Annotated in this window: 25 protein-coding genes; 6 read left to right on the top strand and 19 right to left on the bottom strand. The window is 56.8% G+C overall.

The features are described from left to right. Positions 1-206: 206 nt before the first annotated feature. The gene (locus tag LIX00_RS24335; RefSeq protein WP_227357387.1) at positions 207-665 is read left to right on the top strand and encodes an LPP leucine zipper domain-containing protein; all 459 of its coding nucleotides are present in this window, start codon (positions 207-209) and stop codon (positions 663-665) included. A gap of 251 nt (positions 666-916) precedes the next feature. Here LIX00_RS24335 and LIX00_RS24330 read toward each other — a convergent pair whose 3' ends face one another. The 4 genes from LIX00_RS24330 to LIX00_RS24315 all read right to left on the bottom strand — a co-directional run bounded on the left by LIX00_RS24330 (position 917) and on the right by LIX00_RS24315 (position 2,372). Next, positions 917-1,414, bottom strand: coding sequence for a hypothetical protein (locus tag LIX00_RS24330; protein ID WP_227357386.1), 498 nt, complete (start codon positions 1,412-1,414; stop codon positions 917-919). Then, the gene (locus LIX00_RS24325) at positions 1,411-1,716 is read right to left on the bottom strand and encodes a hypothetical protein (protein ID WP_227357385.1); all 306 of its coding nucleotides are present in this window, start codon (positions 1,714-1,716) and stop codon (positions 1,411-1,413) included. The genes LIX00_RS24330 and LIX00_RS24325 overlap by 4 nt, the downstream gene beginning before the upstream one ends. Then, positions 1,713-1,946, bottom strand: coding sequence for a hypothetical protein (locus tag LIX00_RS24320; RefSeq protein WP_227357384.1), 234 nt, complete (start codon positions 1,944-1,946; stop codon positions 1,713-1,715). The genes LIX00_RS24325 and LIX00_RS24320 overlap by 4 nt, the downstream gene beginning before the upstream one ends. A 288-nt stretch (positions 1,947-2,234) precedes the next feature. After that, positions 2,235-2,372: a hypothetical protein gene (locus LIX00_RS24315; protein WP_227357383.1), complete on the bottom strand. Its 138-nt coding sequence runs from the start codon at positions 2,370-2,372 to the stop codon at positions 2,235-2,237. Positions 2,373-2,440: 68 nt separating this feature from the next. On the opposite strand from LIX00_RS24315, the gene LIX00_RS24310 reads away from it, so the two are divergent. Both LIX00_RS24310 and LIX00_RS24305 read left to right on the top strand, forming a co-directional pair. Beyond that, a complete protein-coding gene (locus LIX00_RS24310) occupies positions 2,441-3,271 on the top strand; it encodes a DUF8102 family protein (RefSeq protein ID WP_227357382.1) in 831 nt (276 codons plus the stop codon). A 37-nt stretch (positions 3,272-3,308) separates the two neighbouring features. Continuing rightward, positions 3,309-3,668, top strand: coding sequence for a hypothetical protein (locus LIX00_RS24305; RefSeq protein WP_227357381.1), 360 nt, complete (start codon positions 3,309-3,311; stop codon positions 3,666-3,668). Between the two features lie 1,211 nt (positions 3,669-4,879). Here the strand turns inward: LIX00_RS24305 and LIX00_RS24300 are convergent. The 4 genes from LIX00_RS24300 to LIX00_RS24285 are packed head-to-tail and all read right to left on the bottom strand — an operon-like array spanning position 4,880 to position 7,170. Further along, on the bottom strand, positions 4,880-5,089 hold the full coding sequence (locus LIX00_RS24300) for a hypothetical protein (RefSeq protein ID WP_227357380.1): 210 nt from the start codon (positions 5,087-5,089) through the stop codon (positions 4,880-4,882). Further along, on the bottom strand, positions 5,082-6,536 hold the full coding sequence (locus LIX00_RS24295; RefSeq protein ID WP_227357379.1) for a TrbL/VirB6 family protein: 1,455 nt from the start codon (positions 6,534-6,536) through the stop codon (positions 5,082-5,084). Before LIX00_RS24295 ends, LIX00_RS24300 begins: the two co-directional genes overlap by 8 nt. After that, positions 6,533-6,958, bottom strand: coding sequence for a MarR family transcriptional regulator (locus LIX00_RS24290; RefSeq protein ID WP_227357378.1), 426 nt, complete (start codon positions 6,956-6,958; stop codon positions 6,533-6,535). Before LIX00_RS24290 ends, LIX00_RS24295 begins: the two co-directional genes overlap by 4 nt. Next, on the bottom strand, positions 6,955-7,170 hold the full coding sequence (locus tag LIX00_RS24285; RefSeq protein ID WP_227357401.1) for a helix-turn-helix domain-containing protein: 216 nt from the start codon (positions 7,168-7,170) through the stop codon (positions 6,955-6,957). Before LIX00_RS24285 ends, LIX00_RS24290 begins: the two co-directional genes overlap by 4 nt. A 187-nt stretch (positions 7,171-7,357) precedes the next feature. Between LIX00_RS24285 and LIX00_RS24280 the strand changes: the two genes are divergently transcribed. The 3 genes from LIX00_RS24280 to LIX00_RS26435 are packed head-to-tail and all read left to right on the top strand — an operon-like array spanning position 7,358 to position 8,020. Then, positions 7,358-7,690, top strand: a complete 333-nt coding sequence (locus LIX00_RS24280; RefSeq protein WP_227357400.1) for a hypothetical protein — start codon at positions 7,358-7,360, stop codon at positions 7,688-7,690. Continuing rightward, the gene (locus tag LIX00_RS24275; protein WP_227357399.1) at positions 7,683-7,862 is read left to right on the top strand and encodes a hypothetical protein; all 180 of its coding nucleotides are present in this window, start codon (positions 7,683-7,685) and stop codon (positions 7,860-7,862) included. Before LIX00_RS24280 ends, LIX00_RS24275 begins: the two co-directional genes overlap by 8 nt. Beyond that, positions 7,859-8,020, top strand: coding sequence for a DUF7563 family protein (locus tag LIX00_RS26435; protein WP_438267125.1), 162 nt, complete (start codon positions 7,859-7,861; stop codon positions 8,018-8,020). Before LIX00_RS24275 ends, LIX00_RS26435 begins: the two co-directional genes overlap by 4 nt. Before the next feature lie 304 nt (positions 8,021-8,324). Here LIX00_RS26435 and LIX00_RS24270 read toward each other — a convergent pair whose 3' ends face one another. The 11 genes from LIX00_RS24270 to LIX00_RS24220 form a co-directional block, all read right to left on the bottom strand. Beyond that, a complete protein-coding gene (locus tag LIX00_RS24270) occupies positions 8,325-8,546 on the bottom strand; it encodes a hypothetical protein (RefSeq protein WP_227357398.1) in 222 nt (73 codons plus the stop codon). Positions 8,547-8,642: 96 nt separating this feature from the next. After that, positions 8,643-10,247, bottom strand: coding sequence for a hypothetical protein (locus tag LIX00_RS24265; protein WP_227357397.1), 1,605 nt, complete (start codon positions 10,245-10,247; stop codon positions 8,643-8,645). Positions 10,248-10,254: 7 nt separating this feature from the next. Continuing rightward, positions 10,255-10,830 (bottom strand): hypothetical protein, encoded by a 576-nt coding sequence (locus LIX00_RS24260; RefSeq protein WP_227357396.1) that lies wholly within the window; start codon positions 10,828-10,830, stop codon positions 10,255-10,257. A gap of 1 nt (position 10,831) precedes the next feature. Next, positions 10,832-10,984, bottom strand: coding sequence for a hypothetical protein (locus LIX00_RS24255; RefSeq protein ID WP_227357395.1), 153 nt, complete (start codon positions 10,982-10,984; stop codon positions 10,832-10,834). After that, positions 10,984-11,193, bottom strand: a complete 210-nt coding sequence (locus LIX00_RS24250; RefSeq protein WP_227357394.1) for a hypothetical protein — start codon at positions 11,191-11,193, stop codon at positions 10,984-10,986. Before LIX00_RS24250 ends, LIX00_RS24255 begins: the two co-directional genes overlap by 1 nt. Beyond that, positions 11,193-11,849: a hypothetical protein gene (locus LIX00_RS24245; RefSeq protein ID WP_227357393.1), complete on the bottom strand. Its 657-nt coding sequence runs from the start codon at positions 11,847-11,849 to the stop codon at positions 11,193-11,195. The genes LIX00_RS24250 and LIX00_RS24245 overlap by 1 nt, the downstream gene beginning before the upstream one ends. Positions 11,850-11,852: 3 nt before the next feature. After that, positions 11,853-12,173 carry a hypothetical protein gene (locus LIX00_RS24240; RefSeq protein ID WP_227357392.1) on the bottom strand — a complete coding sequence of 107 codons (321 nt, stop codon included), beginning with the start codon at positions 12,171-12,173 and terminating at the stop codon, positions 11,853-11,855. Further along, positions 12,173-12,763: a hypothetical protein gene (locus LIX00_RS24235; RefSeq protein ID WP_227357391.1), complete on the bottom strand. Its 591-nt coding sequence runs from the start codon at positions 12,761-12,763 to the stop codon at positions 12,173-12,175. Before LIX00_RS24235 ends, LIX00_RS24240 begins: the two co-directional genes overlap by 1 nt. Then, on the bottom strand, positions 12,760-12,951 hold the full coding sequence (locus tag LIX00_RS24230; protein ID WP_227357390.1) for a hypothetical protein: 192 nt from the start codon (positions 12,949-12,951) through the stop codon (positions 12,760-12,762). The genes LIX00_RS24235 and LIX00_RS24230 overlap by 4 nt, the downstream gene beginning before the upstream one ends. A 224-nt stretch (positions 12,952-13,175) precedes the next feature. After that, positions 13,176-13,685 carry a helix-turn-helix domain-containing protein gene (locus tag LIX00_RS24225; RefSeq protein WP_227357389.1) on the bottom strand — a complete coding sequence of 170 codons (510 nt, stop codon included), beginning with the start codon at positions 13,683-13,685 and terminating at the stop codon, positions 13,176-13,178. Further along, positions 13,682-13,882 (bottom strand): hypothetical protein, encoded by a 201-nt coding sequence (locus LIX00_RS24220; RefSeq protein WP_227357388.1) that lies wholly within the window; start codon positions 13,880-13,882, stop codon positions 13,682-13,684. Before LIX00_RS24220 ends, LIX00_RS24225 begins: the two co-directional genes overlap by 4 nt. Positions 13,883-14,057 lie beyond the last annotated feature (175 nt).

The raw sequence follows: 14,057 nt of genomic DNA, 5'->3' as shown, positions 1-14,057 counted from the left end.
ATATGTAAGGAATTGTATATTATTGAAAGAGTTGAAAGTCAGTTTGCCTACTCGCCGCGCACTGCGGCACCCCTCCTTCCCGTGTCTCTATTTCCTTACCTTTTCTCAACTACCCATCCTTCTCTCCCCCTCTATTAGTGTCGGGAGTGTGGATTTGATGGGCAATTGCCGGTAATTATTTGACGGTAGAAGTTGTAAAGATTGTTATGCAACAGCCTGAATCATGGGACGCACTGCTCGACGAACTCCGTGGAAACCGCGCTGAATTGTTGTTCTCGTTGAACGATAATTATCCCGCTGAGACGCCAAAGCGCGAACTAAACGGTGTCTGCAAATCGGTGAACTACCATCTTAATATTCTCCTCGACTGGAGTCTCGTCGAAGTAGTAGCACACGAGCACCAAGGCGAGCGGATACCCGAGCGGATATTCAAACTCACCCCGCGCGGGCATAACGCGGTTGAGGAGCTACTCGAGCGGGAAGACGCCCGACCGATACCCTCGGCGGTTGAGCAACACATCTCGGACCTACGGCGAGAGATCGAGGAACTGCACGAGGAGGTTCGTGAGACGAGAGACGAGGCACAGACAGCACACGAGGAAGCAAAGGACGCGAACGGGAGACTCAACAACCTCCTTGAGTGGCTGGACGAGAACTACCGGTAAAACACGGGTGACGCACTACGACACGAACCACCGTACCACGGACGGCGACACGGACCACGTAGTCACGCCATCCACACCAACCACCGTTTCCGTTGTTTCCGCTGTCTCGTACTACTACTACACTACTACACTACAGTAAGTAGTAAGTAGTATAGTAGTATGTAGAGTAATACCGTAATATGAAATAATACTGGACCGGGAGGGACACCTTTCTGAAAATGCGTTCCAGTGGAAACGGGGGTTACCGTTGGTTAGTCGTCCGCCGTGGTTTCTTGGACGGTCGTGCTTTTCAACCGCGTGCTTGGGTGGTCGGCGTGGCCTTCTTCTTCACGCCATTCGCGGAACTCTCCGAGGAATTTCTCGGGGTCCATCCCGCGTTTACCTGCATGGGTCTGAACCGCGGGATTCGATACGTCGAGCGAGCCGTTTACTCGATTGAGTGTTTCGAAACTCTCGACAAGGTCCTCCGGGCGACCTTTCTCCTCGAGTTCTTTGAGATCGTCGAGGACTTCCTGAAGACGGTTCTGTTTGCGTTCCAAGGTCTCTTTCTCTTCTTCGAGTTCGTGCTGAAGCTTCTTCTTCTCGTGTTTGAGTGCAGCCTGTTCAGTCGTCATCGACATGGGGTCGTCGCCTCCAAACAGATACGCCTCGAGGAGGTCGTTGATGAGTGCGCTGTTGTTCACATGGGTGAGATTGTCGAGTTTCTCTTTCACACGGTCTTCAACAGTGGCAGATATGCGCGACGTCATTCGGCGACACCTCCGTTTCCGTCCTCTGCCGCGGCGAATGGGTCTTCCCCGTCCAAAACCCTGACTTCGAGTAGGACTTCCGGGGCATGAACGAATCCGCCCGACCCGTATCCGTCGTGAAGGACTGTGACAACTTCGAAGGTGCCTTTCGATGTGGCAACGTATTCGCCTTTTCGGGGAATTGGCGCGCCATTAACCAACTCGAATGATTCGAAGAAACCACCATCGTTGATGTTCCTATCCCTATCAATGAGATTCACGATGGCGGTTGTGTTTCTCCGGTCGTTATTTTCGTCACTCATTCGTCGACACCTCCATCGGTCGCCATCTCTCCGTCTGGCGTACTGGTTTGCGTGCGGAGCGACTGAATCATCATCCGCTGGCGTTCGTTCTCGTCTTCGAGTTTGGCAACGCGGTCTTTGAGGTCACTAAAGAGTGCGTATAGACCGTTGACGTTGCCGTCAATCCGGTCGAGTTCGGTCGCGAGGCCGGTTTCCGTGCTGTCGTTATCTGTATCGTTGTGTGTCGACATTTGGTTGCTTACGTCGCAGCTGGCCGATTCAGCTCTCACGGATACGGACACGGACCTGTGGCATTTCGCATATGGATATGCGATAGCCACATTTATGGCGAGTTACGCCGTACGAAAAGTACGGAGTAACACTGGGTCTGTGCCCGCTCCGCCTGTATGGTCTGCCGATCTTGCCAGAGATCGGTTGGCCGTGGGTTCTTGTAGGCCGCAAGGGGGATCACGTGGGAATGAACACCCTTCGGCCGTTTTCCACGACGACCATAACGCTGAGCGGTGCGTGTGGTACGCTTAGGCGTTTTTCTGGTCGTAGGTCTCCAGCAGCTCCCGGAGCACAGCGTCCATGCTGTTGACGCGCATGTCGAAGCGCAGGTCAGCGATACGCTGTTTTGTGTCCGGGCGTGCCGGGACATTTGTGAAGTCTGCCATCGGTACAATTAGAGCGTGGGGTTGCAATACTATAAAGGTTTATGACGTAGCCATATCCATATACAGATATGGTTCACGACAACCCTCCGGCGTCGCCCGAACGTGGCCGTGGGTTTCTCACACAGCACGACAAAGATTATCTCCTGGGTGAGGCCGGTGTTGAAGACGGATCTCAACAAGAGCGGAATGTCCGCGCGAAGATCCGGCAACGCCTCTATGATTCTATTCTCGACTTTGCACTCTTACTTCGCCACGTCGGTGAGCGGGATATCGACTTAGTCTTTCACGACCGCGACCCCGAGGAGGATTACTTAGAAGAGGGGCTTGCACACCTACTCGGCTTTGTCTACTATGCCGATCCAGACCGTTTCGGGGCGCGTTTAGAGGAGGGGATTGAATACGCGACTATGCGGGATGGGTGGCTTGCTGATGTGGATGTGAATATCGACATCGACCGAACGCGCAATATGACGGACGTTATCGAAGATATCGAATCCAGCGGCGAGTACTACACAAACGAGCAGAAGCTTCTTCGTGCGCGTGGGCGGTTCAATGTCGGCACACAAATCCACTTCGATCATGTACTTGGCGATCGCGACGGTGTCCCGGATGATATCGACGACCCCCGTCTCGCGATTGAATATCTCTCACTGCCATTTGGGGATCCTAACGAACGCGCCGAAGCGCGGCAGGCGGTTCGGGTTGCACTCGACCATCTCGACCGTCTCCGTGACGAGGACGACCTCACACCGGATGAGATTGCCGAGAAGATTGCTTCAACGGTTTACGAGATCTATCCGCTCAGATATGAATCCAGTCTCGCGCTGTGGCAGAACCTCTTGGAGCCGTCATTTAACGAAATCGGTGCCGAGATTCCCGACCGTCAGCCAGACGTCTGACGTAACGCTTTGAGGTCGGAGTGTTGCAACTCTGTACATGACCCGGTACGCCTTTACTGCAGACTCGGAACACGAGGAGATCATCGAGCACGAGGAAGACACGGGAAATCACGACAGTACTGCAAGTGCGATACGCGCCTGTATCGCACGCTCTGCAGAACTGCAACAGGAGTGTGACGAGTTAGAGGCCCATGTTGAAGAACTGCAACGGGAGCGTGATGAGCGTGTTGCAGAGCTACAACAGACTGTTGAGCGGTTGGAACGCGAGAAGCGCATGATAATCGAGCAGCGTGACGAAACTGAAACGCTACAGAGATACGTTGAGGAAGAACAGACATTCCGGCGTGCCAGCCTTGGCACGCGCTTGCGCTGGTGGATTTTCGGCATGGATGACTAAAGAAGATATAACAGCATCTGGTTTATCGGTCGTTAGTATACAATACTAACCTGCTCAGTCGAGTATCAAACCCGTATCGAACTCCCGTTCGTCGTCGCTGGTTCTCGCATCCAATTGTCCATCAAATCGGTATCGAACATCCTCGAAAGCGACTACAAAGGCGAGAAAAACGGAAATTTGGGGGTATCAAACCAGCAGAACATGAGTAGACGGGGGGATATCCCCCGCGAATAAACCACCGAAATGAGCCGAGTGGGAAACGAAATCGACAGGCCACGTATGGGACCATGCAACCCCACGTTGAGTTTAACGGGTTAGCTGACCCGCGGGAGTATCTATGTTCCCAAATCACTTATAGATGTGTTATAAATAGGTTACATTTAAGTTAACGTGGCACATAGTAGTTACTGGCGAGTTTGTCACAGCTCGTCCCGCAACTGAACCAGGTCTGGGCTTCAGACATGTTCCGGCGCCAGAGGACGACAGGATAAGGACTCCTGTCAGATGGCGCTTTCGCGACACTACTATTCGTGAGCACCAGCGACAGCAATAGCAGTCGAAGTGTGGGGAAGGGTACTGAATGGGTTATCGTATGAGTCGAGTCGTACTCCCCACAATTGGAGGTGTGTGCTGGAGTAGCATGAATCCCGTGGATGGCTGGGTTAGTATGCTATACTAACGTCTACTTCCGCTGTCTATACTAAGCGTCAGTGGAGTGGGACAACATGTTGTCCCAGATTGAATACGTAAGAAATCTATCCCCACTTGTTGGTATCAACAATCTATCGGGACAAGTTCCGATAACCGTTTGACACGAGTTAGCGCTATCCCTAACTCCACTTCCATCTCCCGTCGATAGCGACGGTTCGTATCAACCGATCGTCTTCTATGACCGCTATCGGTCATTCGTGTAAGCTACCTGAGTGAACATGTTCACCTAATTCGCTGACACGAGTGTGCGCTATCGCACACTGACGTTAGTATGCTGTACTAACCTTCGGCCCTGATAACGTTACCAGCACCGAATTCACTTCCGATTATAATCGAAAACGGCAGTGATTTCACTCGTAACGCGGTGTTCTTTATAAGCAAACGCCAGTATGTCAGTCGCCTGAGCGTGAATTAACGAAGGAAAGTCTCACAATTCTGAGCGGACATGTCCGCCCGAACCGCCGACACGTTGGTTAGTACAATATACTAACCGCCGCGGCTCAGCCATCGCCGTAGACGAAGTGGCCGCCAAACACGCTCACGACGATCGCGACCGCAAGTGCACCGACATCGCCGACACCGCCACGTAACGCCACGAAGACGACCGACAACAGGATGAGCGTGAGCATCCCCTTCTTGAAACGCCACCACAGCCCGCTCCCGCCTCGTTCAGTGGTCGGTTCGCCCTCGACGTCGGTGATTTCATTCATTACTGTCATGGTTCGCTTTTAGATCCTTAATACGTTGGTCCCGGAGGTGTTGTAACTCGGCGTCAGTAGTCGTCGAATCCCCCCGGATAGACGAGATACGCTCTTTGATGGGACTCGTGTACGTCTGGACCGTCTGCCGGCCCGCCTGTCCCGTGAGGTACGTATCCGTGCCGTGTGCCGCGTCAGTCCCCCGAAGGCCACGGTGCAAGTCCTGTCCGCGTCGTGCAGTCTGTTTGGTCGACTCTTTGAGTTCTGAAGCGCGCTGGCGCTGGTTCTGATAGGACTCTCGCATCCCGTCGGCGGTGGGTGCAGCTCCGGCGACACCGACACCACCGAGCACTTTCCCGCCCTTCTGGAACATGAAGTAGGGGAAGACGAGACACCCAATTGCCGTGGCGAGCTGGAGCACCATGATTTGGATTCCCTGCATCCCGTTCATCCGGTAGATATCGGCGGTTACGGGACTAAAGCCGACACTGAGTGCAATCGACACGGGAAGCGTGACGAGTGCAAGAACAGCCCAGAGTTTGGTGAGACCGTCCCCGATCATCGAGAGCGGGCGGAATGGCACTGCGCGGAGTGCTATCAGGAACGGAATCCAGGGGGTGAGCGCGGTGAGACCGAGGTAGCGAATCCCGACAAGACTCACGACGACGAGCAAGATCCACGCATTCCAGAACAGCGTGAGCACAAGGGCGATTGCCATGATTCCTTTGAGCCCCGAGGTCAACAGGGTGGGGTCCGTCACGGACTGGGCGATGCCGAACGACAGCGCGTTCGCGATGTTCAGAATGAACCCGACGAGTTGCCAGCCCCATAGGCCAGCGACCCACGCGATAATCAAATTCTTCGCCCCTTGGCGTTCGTAGCGCGCGGGGAGGAGTCCCATCCCACGGTGACCGAACGCGAGGTAGATTCCCGTCGACATAATGCACACAAACAGGGTCCACGGTTGCGCTCGCTCCGTCCAGTCGGCGTATCGCTGTGGCCAGATACCGTTATCGGGACTCTGGTACCACCCACCGCCCCATTCGGGCGCGGGTGTCACCGTGACCATCTTGATGATGATATCGAGGAGTGTGTCGACGAAGGTGAGCAGCGCGCCCACCATGTGGCCAACAATCGCGAGCCACCCGTCGAGAATCGCGTTGTAGAACATTCCACCGCCGCCCTCCTGCATTCCAGTGCTATTGTTGTAGACGCCGAGCGTCGAGTTGTTGCCGTACCTCCCGGTTTTGTTCAGATACCCCTGTCCGTAGGGGTCCACCGTCGGACGTGGCGATACCGTTCGGTTCGCCGTCGAGTTGTTGCCTGTCGCGTTCTCCGTGGCCGTCGTCGCGTTCGGGGTTGTCGTGGTGGTCGTGGTGGACTGTGCGACCGCGAGGCCCGCGATGGGACTCACGAGGACGAGAAAGAGGAGCGTGAGTGCAAGGACCCGCGTCCTCATGTGCCTCTCTCCGGGAGAGCCGCCCGGGCCTTTTCGAGTTCGTCCGGCGAGAATTTGAGGTTCGTTCGCGTTTCGATGTTATGGATTTGCATCCATTCGACGATGGTCGGTTTGTAGCACCCCAACAGATCGGCGATTTCCTTCTGCGAATACCCTTTCTCGGTATACAGGTACCGCAACGTCTTTTCGTGTCGCCACGGAGCGACGTCGGTCGTTCGGGCGTCACGTGGGTCCTCGACGAGTTCGTACAGCCCGCGCGAGACTCGCGCGACGTAGCCGTGCTCGACAAGTCGAGAGAGGCGAGTTGTAACGTTCGGTGCGCTGTAGTCCTCTTTCCGTGCGATATACGCAGGTGAGGCGCGTCCCTTATGGAGTCGGTTGAGGATCGCGTGATCGGTCGGGTTCAAGTCACACTCGGTCATTCGTCTTCACCCCGCGGATCGTACACGAGTTCGTAGAGACCGGGTGCGAGCTTCTCGACGTAGCCGTGTTCGACGAGTCGCCCGAGTCGGTTCGTGATGTTCTGTCGGCTGTAGTCGTCTTTCTGTGCGATATACGACGGTGATGCACGCCCCTCGTGGAGTCGGTCGAGGATTGCGTTATCGGTTGGATTCAAATCTATGTCCTCCTTCATACGCCGTCGTGCGTGACGGCTGTACTAAAACATACGTCAAGTCTACACTTAGTAGTTATGTATGAATACGCAATAATGATACGCAACTACTAAGAGGGTGGGGTACCTACCAGTAGGTAAGAAGCGCGACGCCTCGCAGAAAGGCGACGTGTTAGCGCACGTCACCAGCGCTTCTGTGGAACGAAGCATGTCAGCCTACAACCCAGCAGTACAAGAACCCAATGAACTGCAAGCCAACCAAACCCGCGTCGGCGAGATGCTCATCGTCGAGTGTGCCCCCGACGTCTACAACGTTATCAACGAGTCGTACGACGACCCCAAAGAACACACCTACACCGTCACGGATGGCCGTTGTACGTGCCCACAGTTCAAGTACCGATGCGCGGACACCGGTCGGACGTGCAAGCACCAGGACGCCGTCGAGAGCGCCAAGGAATGCGACTGTGACGTTCTGTGGGAGAAGCACGGCGTCCCGTGCTGGCCGTGTTATCAGTCGGGCAAGGAGTTCGACGATGAGTGACGAAGAACACCGTGGTTGGCTCTGTCCCGTGTGTGGCGACCTTATCAAAGCGGCCGTTGTCACCGACCCACAGACGGCAACGCTCGCGCCGTGCGGGCACAATATCGCCGCGGACCATCCCATCCTCTCGTCCGACCAGCTCGTCGAGACGCGCGAGGAGGACGACCGATGAGGGCGTGCGGCAACTGCGGACAGCAAGTGAGTACCGAGTATTTCCGCGTCTTCGCCGACAACGACGGGGTGTTACACCGCTGTCAGGGATGCACGTCGACGACCGCCATGCTGAGAGGTGCGGGTGCCGGCGTAGTGGCACAGGAGGTCGACCGATGACGCCCGTCGCCGATGCCATCCTCCACACGGTCGTTTTCTTCGGTGGATTCACCCTCGGCTATGTCACGCGAGACAACATGGACCGCGACGACGACCAATGAGCATCCAACCGACACTGGCACGCACGAACGCCCCCGATAAAGAGACTATGCACACTGTCCCTTGCCGATACTGCGACACTGAGGTACAGACGACGATCGACGGCGCCGGACACGGAATCTGCGAGCAGCACTTGCTGGCGCTGCTGGTAGAACACGAGTTAGTATAGCATACTAACCGCAGAATGGTGGGGGCTGGAGTGGGGTTACTCTTCTTGCCGGTCGCGAATTTGTTGCGGGATGTTCTTTCGTTCGAGATGCGAGCTGGTTATCCTGGCTTGCTCTGGAAACGGCCGGTCGCGCCCTGATTTCTCGTGTTCGATGTAGGCGAGTGCGAGTAAGCAATCCGCTCGTGAGCCGTGATTTGAGAGGCTGTCGAGTGTGAGAATGTCCTCGACGACTGCGTCGGTGGGGGTCGTGTCTGGCATTGTCTATGTTTAGGTGTCGCCGGGATATAATGACTTTTGTCCCGGAAATTCAGTTTCTGGAGCATACGCGAGCAAACGCGCAAATAAAGAGACGGATTAGAACGTGTAATTCCCATTGACGGGGCCATCGACTCGCAGTTCGCCGTCTGGCAGGAATCGCATCTTTTGGGTTTTTGTCATCGAGCTATCGTAATGGTGGACGTCCCAACCGCCCCAGTAGTAATTGTGCTCCCACATTTCGCCGGTCTCACAGACGCCGTACCGCATTGAGTCCCCGAAGCCGTAGACTTTCGACCGCGGGGCATCGAGTGACGTGTCGACGTGCGCTATTACCGCGTATGCGTTCTGGTAATTGGTGATAATCGTCATATCGTTACCTTCGACAGAACTGACCGATGTGCCGTAGGGGTCCCACACGTCTCCGACGTACGTGAAGGCCAGATTCCCGGCCATGTCCTCATTCCAAAACACGCGGTCGGTTGGGCCACCAGTCGCGCACTGAATCACACCCGAGATTTTACTGCGGCAAATGCCTCCAATGTTTCTGATAATATTCGTCGCGCCCGAAAACGTGCCGTTGATCTGATTCGCGTTGATGTGGTAATCGTTTGCGTCGAATTCGAGACAACTGGAAAAGTTCCGGACACACACATCGGATTGCGTGAATGCAATCCCCCCGTCGACACATATCCACTTCATGCCCGCACCACCTCTTCCAGTACTCTCGATGTTTGCCGCGACACTCGCGGGATTGCGGGAGTCGGGTCCGTACCCGTAGGTTCCGTCTTCGCACCGCCCCTGGTCGAAGAGAACCGCCACACTCGTGTACGAATCGCCGAGCGTGCACTGGATATCGGGATACCCCCACAATTTCGCTTGATTATCGACGAAAAACCCGTTGACGTCCGTGTCGATGGTGTACGTCACACCGGGGGCGAACAGATAGACGTTCTTCTTGATATGGACTTCGCCACCTTCGCCGGACGACGAATAGGAGTGGCCAGGATGCAAGTAGACCACTCCCCCGCCCGCAGCATAGGCGGTGTCAATCGCCGACTGCACCTCTCCCGGTTCGGCGTAAACAGTGCCGTTGAACTCACCAACAGTCGCCGAGTTCGCCGCAACAGAATTGACCGGCGAATCTGCCCCCAGGTCGTCCCCCGCGTGGTCATGCGTCGTTGGCGAGTAGTTCGACAAGTCAGCGGTGTCCGCAAGTTCACCAGTGTGTTCCACTCCTGCCGGGTCGGTGATTGAGTCTTCGACGATGAGTGACTCAAACTTACCACTCCGACCGTGGTTTGTTTCAACCGGCTCGGCGCTGCTTGCCGCGTCGACTTCGCCGATTTTGAGTGCCGGTGTTCGTGCCGGCATGTCTGACGTGTTGATTTCGATGGTGACGTCGTTGTTTACCGTCGGGTCAATCGTCAAGAACAGATAATTCACCGTTGTGGAGTCGATTGACGCATCCGTTACCCCCGGATGTTCTGCCGTATAGGCACCGTCGCCGGTATCATCGACGATGAGCGCGTGTCCATCATCGACTGTGATATTGTTATTCGTGTGGTCGGCGGTCATGCGAAACCCACGATGGACAAAGCCGTTACCGCTCCCGTCCGTGAGAACGCGCACCAGCTTTCGGAGGTTGTCTTCGTTCAGGTCGTCGTTGCTTTGGAATGTGACGTTTTTCTCAGTAATTGCCATTGTTCTGTTAGTTTTCGAATGAACTGGTTGAGTCCGATGCGTCGCTTCCCCACTGGAATCCCACGACACTGGGGGAGTCTATCTGCCGCAACCGCCGATGCGGCGCGACCGCGCCACGAGGGGCGAATGACAGCGGTGTGCCCTCTGGCACTGACTCGGAATCGCGGTTGTACAGCGAGACAGGGGGGTCCGCCATTGACTCTCGGCAGTCAATCGCTGCGATTTTGAGCTGTGGATATGTCGTGCGGACAGTCCCGCCCTCCCCCTCATCACGGCTTGTGGTCGTTGCGTTGAACGTGAGGCTATGCGGGACGTTTGGGTTCACCTGGAGAAAGATGACTGTGCGCCCACCCTCCACGGCCGGTATATATGTCGGGCGGCGTGGAGCGACAAAGGTGTGATACACCCCGTGCTCGCCGAATAAGATCGCATAGCCGCCGGAAAGGGCGATTTTTCCATCCTCAACCCGTGGTTCTAACCCCCACATGACGATACCCTGAGAGGGGGTATCCGAGTGGGGTTTTGTGTCGATGCTATGCGCACAGGCGAGCACGCGGTCGTCCTCTCGAGGATGGTCTGCCATGTCAGGCAGTGTACTCTATGGTGACGATCACGTAGCCACGGCCTTCTTCGTGGACCATCCACGAATCGACGGACGTCACGCCCGCTGCGAAGTCGGTGAAATGCTGCTGGATCTCGCCCGGGTTGTTCTTCACGCGGGTCGCATCAAACGGCATTAGACGGCCACCCCCTCGGTGTCATCCACGCGGACGATCCGCTCGTGCGTAGTCGGGTCTGCAGCCATCGTCAGGTCGCCGTCCTCGTTCGTCGACACAACAACGAAGTTCGCAGAGAGGCGAATCGTATCCGCGTCGAGCTCGGACTCCTCACCGTCGGGCGTCCGATAACGGTACGTGGCGCCAGAGAGGTCAAACGTCGACGACATTACGCCACCCCCTCCGTGTCCGCTGTCTCGGCGTCCGTCTCACTCTCCAGTTCCGAGAGCACCCGCGAACGATTGTATTCCGCGAGGTGATACGCGAGTTCTTGCTTCCCTGCCGTCGCGACGTCGTCCGCGCTCTTGTCGAACTGTGGGGCGACAGCCTGCAACTGGCTTCGCGTGTAGTCGAGGAGTTCCTGCACGCGGGACGGGTGCGGGTCGTCCTCGTACTCGCTGTCCGGCATCTCCTCGCCCAGCACTGCATACAGTTCCTCTCTGTTGCCGCCTTCGTTATTCATCCCGCGCCACTCGATATCGAGCGCGTCGAAGACGAGATCCTGTACTCGTTTGTCGGCGCTTTGGCCGAAGACTGCAGGCGGCAAGTAATTCGAGTTGAGCCACGTCCGGGCGACGTCCTCCGGGCGGTAACTCACGGCGACCTCCTGGTTCGATTCGAGATAGCCAAGCCCTTCGTCACGCACCAGCGTCGGGTACTGCTGGCCCGAGACCAGGGGTGTGAGCACACGAAGATAGCCCTGGTCCTGGAGCGCGCCCTTCGTCGGGAGTGCCGAGTGTTCGCCCTCGTACGAGACGGTAACGAGGGAGAGTTCAGTCTCGCCTTTCGCGGCGTCTTCGAGGTCGCGATCAACGTAGTACAGCACGGTTCACTCACCCCGCACTTCGACGAGGACTTCGCCCAGTGCCGTGCCGGAGGCAACGTCCGTCCCGTCCGCCAGTGCTTTCACTTTCAGTTCTTCGTCGACCGTATCCCACATGACCAGTGACGTCTCATCTTCCCACTCAAGAACGTTGACCGCCGTCAGCGGGGAGTGTTCGAGCAGCGTCTTGTTCCGCGTGTCATCGGTCTCGGTCGTCGGGTCGAACTGTTCGACGCCCGCCGCATCCAGTGCCGTGACGTCGAGTCGAACCACCACTTTGTACACCGCGCTGTTCTCCTCTTGGACGATTGTCGTGTTATGCGTCATTAGTTCTCCTCCGTGTCGAGGCGCTCAATCACGCCTGCATTGATTTCCTCGGGAGACATCCCTGCGTCTGTCAGTGCATCCACTGCAGCGTGGAATTCCTGATACGCCCCGTACATCGACTGCATACTCTCGGCAGCTCCCGCGAGGAGGTCGTCCGTCGAAACGTCACGGTCGCTTCCCTCACCATCGTCACCACTTCCACCCTCGCTATCTGGCACTGCTCCCGGAGTGGGCGCTTGTTCTGCGCTGGCCGCCTTCTCCTCGACGCCACCGACGATGGGGTTGCCCGTCCGGCGGATGCTTCCCTGGCGGCGCTGCACCCCCTGGAGTTGCTTCTGCAGTTCACCCGCACCCATCGTCACATCCGCGTCACTGGTGGCCGTGCTCGTCTCACCGTCGTCGAGGTGCGACAGGTCGATCGTGTGCGACCCCGCGAAGTCACGCCCTTTCGCGTCGTCGCGCCAGTCGCTTTTCTGCTCGACGCTGTCGTCGCTCTTACTGCCGTGCTGTTCGACTATGTCGCGAAACCGCTGTTTGATGCTATTGCTTTTGCTCATGGCTACTACTGCGAAACCGCTGTTGTTTGTCATATCTCTCCCTCGCCGTTCGACTGCCCGTGGCCGCGTTGCTTGAGGAGGGGACCGTCGTCCGTCTCGTAGACGTTGTAGCCGCCCATTTCACCGACCTTCTCGGCGGTCTCAGGGAGGTCGCTGTCCGACGTGGCGACGCGATACGCACCGTTTTGGATGGCCGTCAGCCACTTCGAGGCGTTACTCATCGCTCCCCCTCGCGCGCGCCCGCGCGCGACGGCACGGAGAAAACTTTGGCCACATTGTCTATTTGTAATGGTTTATAACGCATGGGGTGTTTTCTTTTCATACGCCCTGGGCGAAACTCCCGGTTCTCGGTGGAGCCAACACGCCGGGAGTTTTTCCACCGCCCTCGCGCGCACGCGCGACGGCACCGCGAAAAGGTCGGCCCATGGGGTTTGTTTTCGTTTGGTCATTCGGCATCACCTCGCTGGGCGATTTCAGGGACGACGAGATTCAGGCCGGCGTGGTTCTCATCGTCCTGGGTCTCTTCGCCACCGTCGATATACTGGAGGTAGCGGAGCAGGGTGCGAGCATCGCCTTTCTCCTTGGCTATCTCGACGACGTGTCTCGACAAGTCTGCCTTGCCGACACCCCTCGCGCGCGTAACCCGCTCTGAAAATTCCGAAAATTCGCCTTCTTCTTGCTCCTCACCGCGTCGCGCCCAGCGGTAGAACGTGTCCTCCGTAATCCCGTTCGCGGGAGCTGCGTGCTTGACCGGCACTCCTGCCTCCAGTGCCGCCGCGATACGCTCTTGGCGCTCGTAGGTGAGTTTCGTCGGTCTGCCTGCTTTCTTCTCGTCTTCGTCGGTGTGGTGATGACACCGGCCATCGTCGCGGGTGGCGTCAAGTTGGCAGGGCGTTCCCGCATCCGTTTCCGCGCCACAGGACTCATCGTCAGTCTGTGGACGTCGGTCACTCATACACAGGCACCTCTCTCAGAGTAGTGCTGCCGGAGTATCAGACCGAAGATGGCCCGGAGTGCCGGCCTGCTCACACGCTCAATTTTCGCGTCGAGGTACTGCATGGCCAACGCGCGGAACTCCTCTCGGTGTTCTCCAGGGACGTCGTCGACGAGACCTTGCAGTACGCCAAGGCGGCAAAAGCGTTCAACGCTCATTCGTCGAAGAACTCCTCCGGAAGGTGCATCCGTAGCCATGCCTCATACGTCACACCTTTCGGGATTTGCTCCCGAAGCTGCTCACGGAAGCTCTTAGAGACGCTTATTGTCGTGTGTGAACTCATAGTTTTGTCAGCATTATGGCGTACTATAGACTACTATGGGAACCCATATA

The sequence above is a fragment of the Haladaptatus salinisoli genome (assembly GCF_020614375.1).
GTDB classification, from domain to species: domain Archaea; phylum Halobacteriota; class Halobacteria; order Halobacteriales; family Haladaptataceae; genus Haladaptatus; species Haladaptatus salinisoli.
This window is presented reverse-complemented; position numbering and strand designations above follow the sequence as displayed.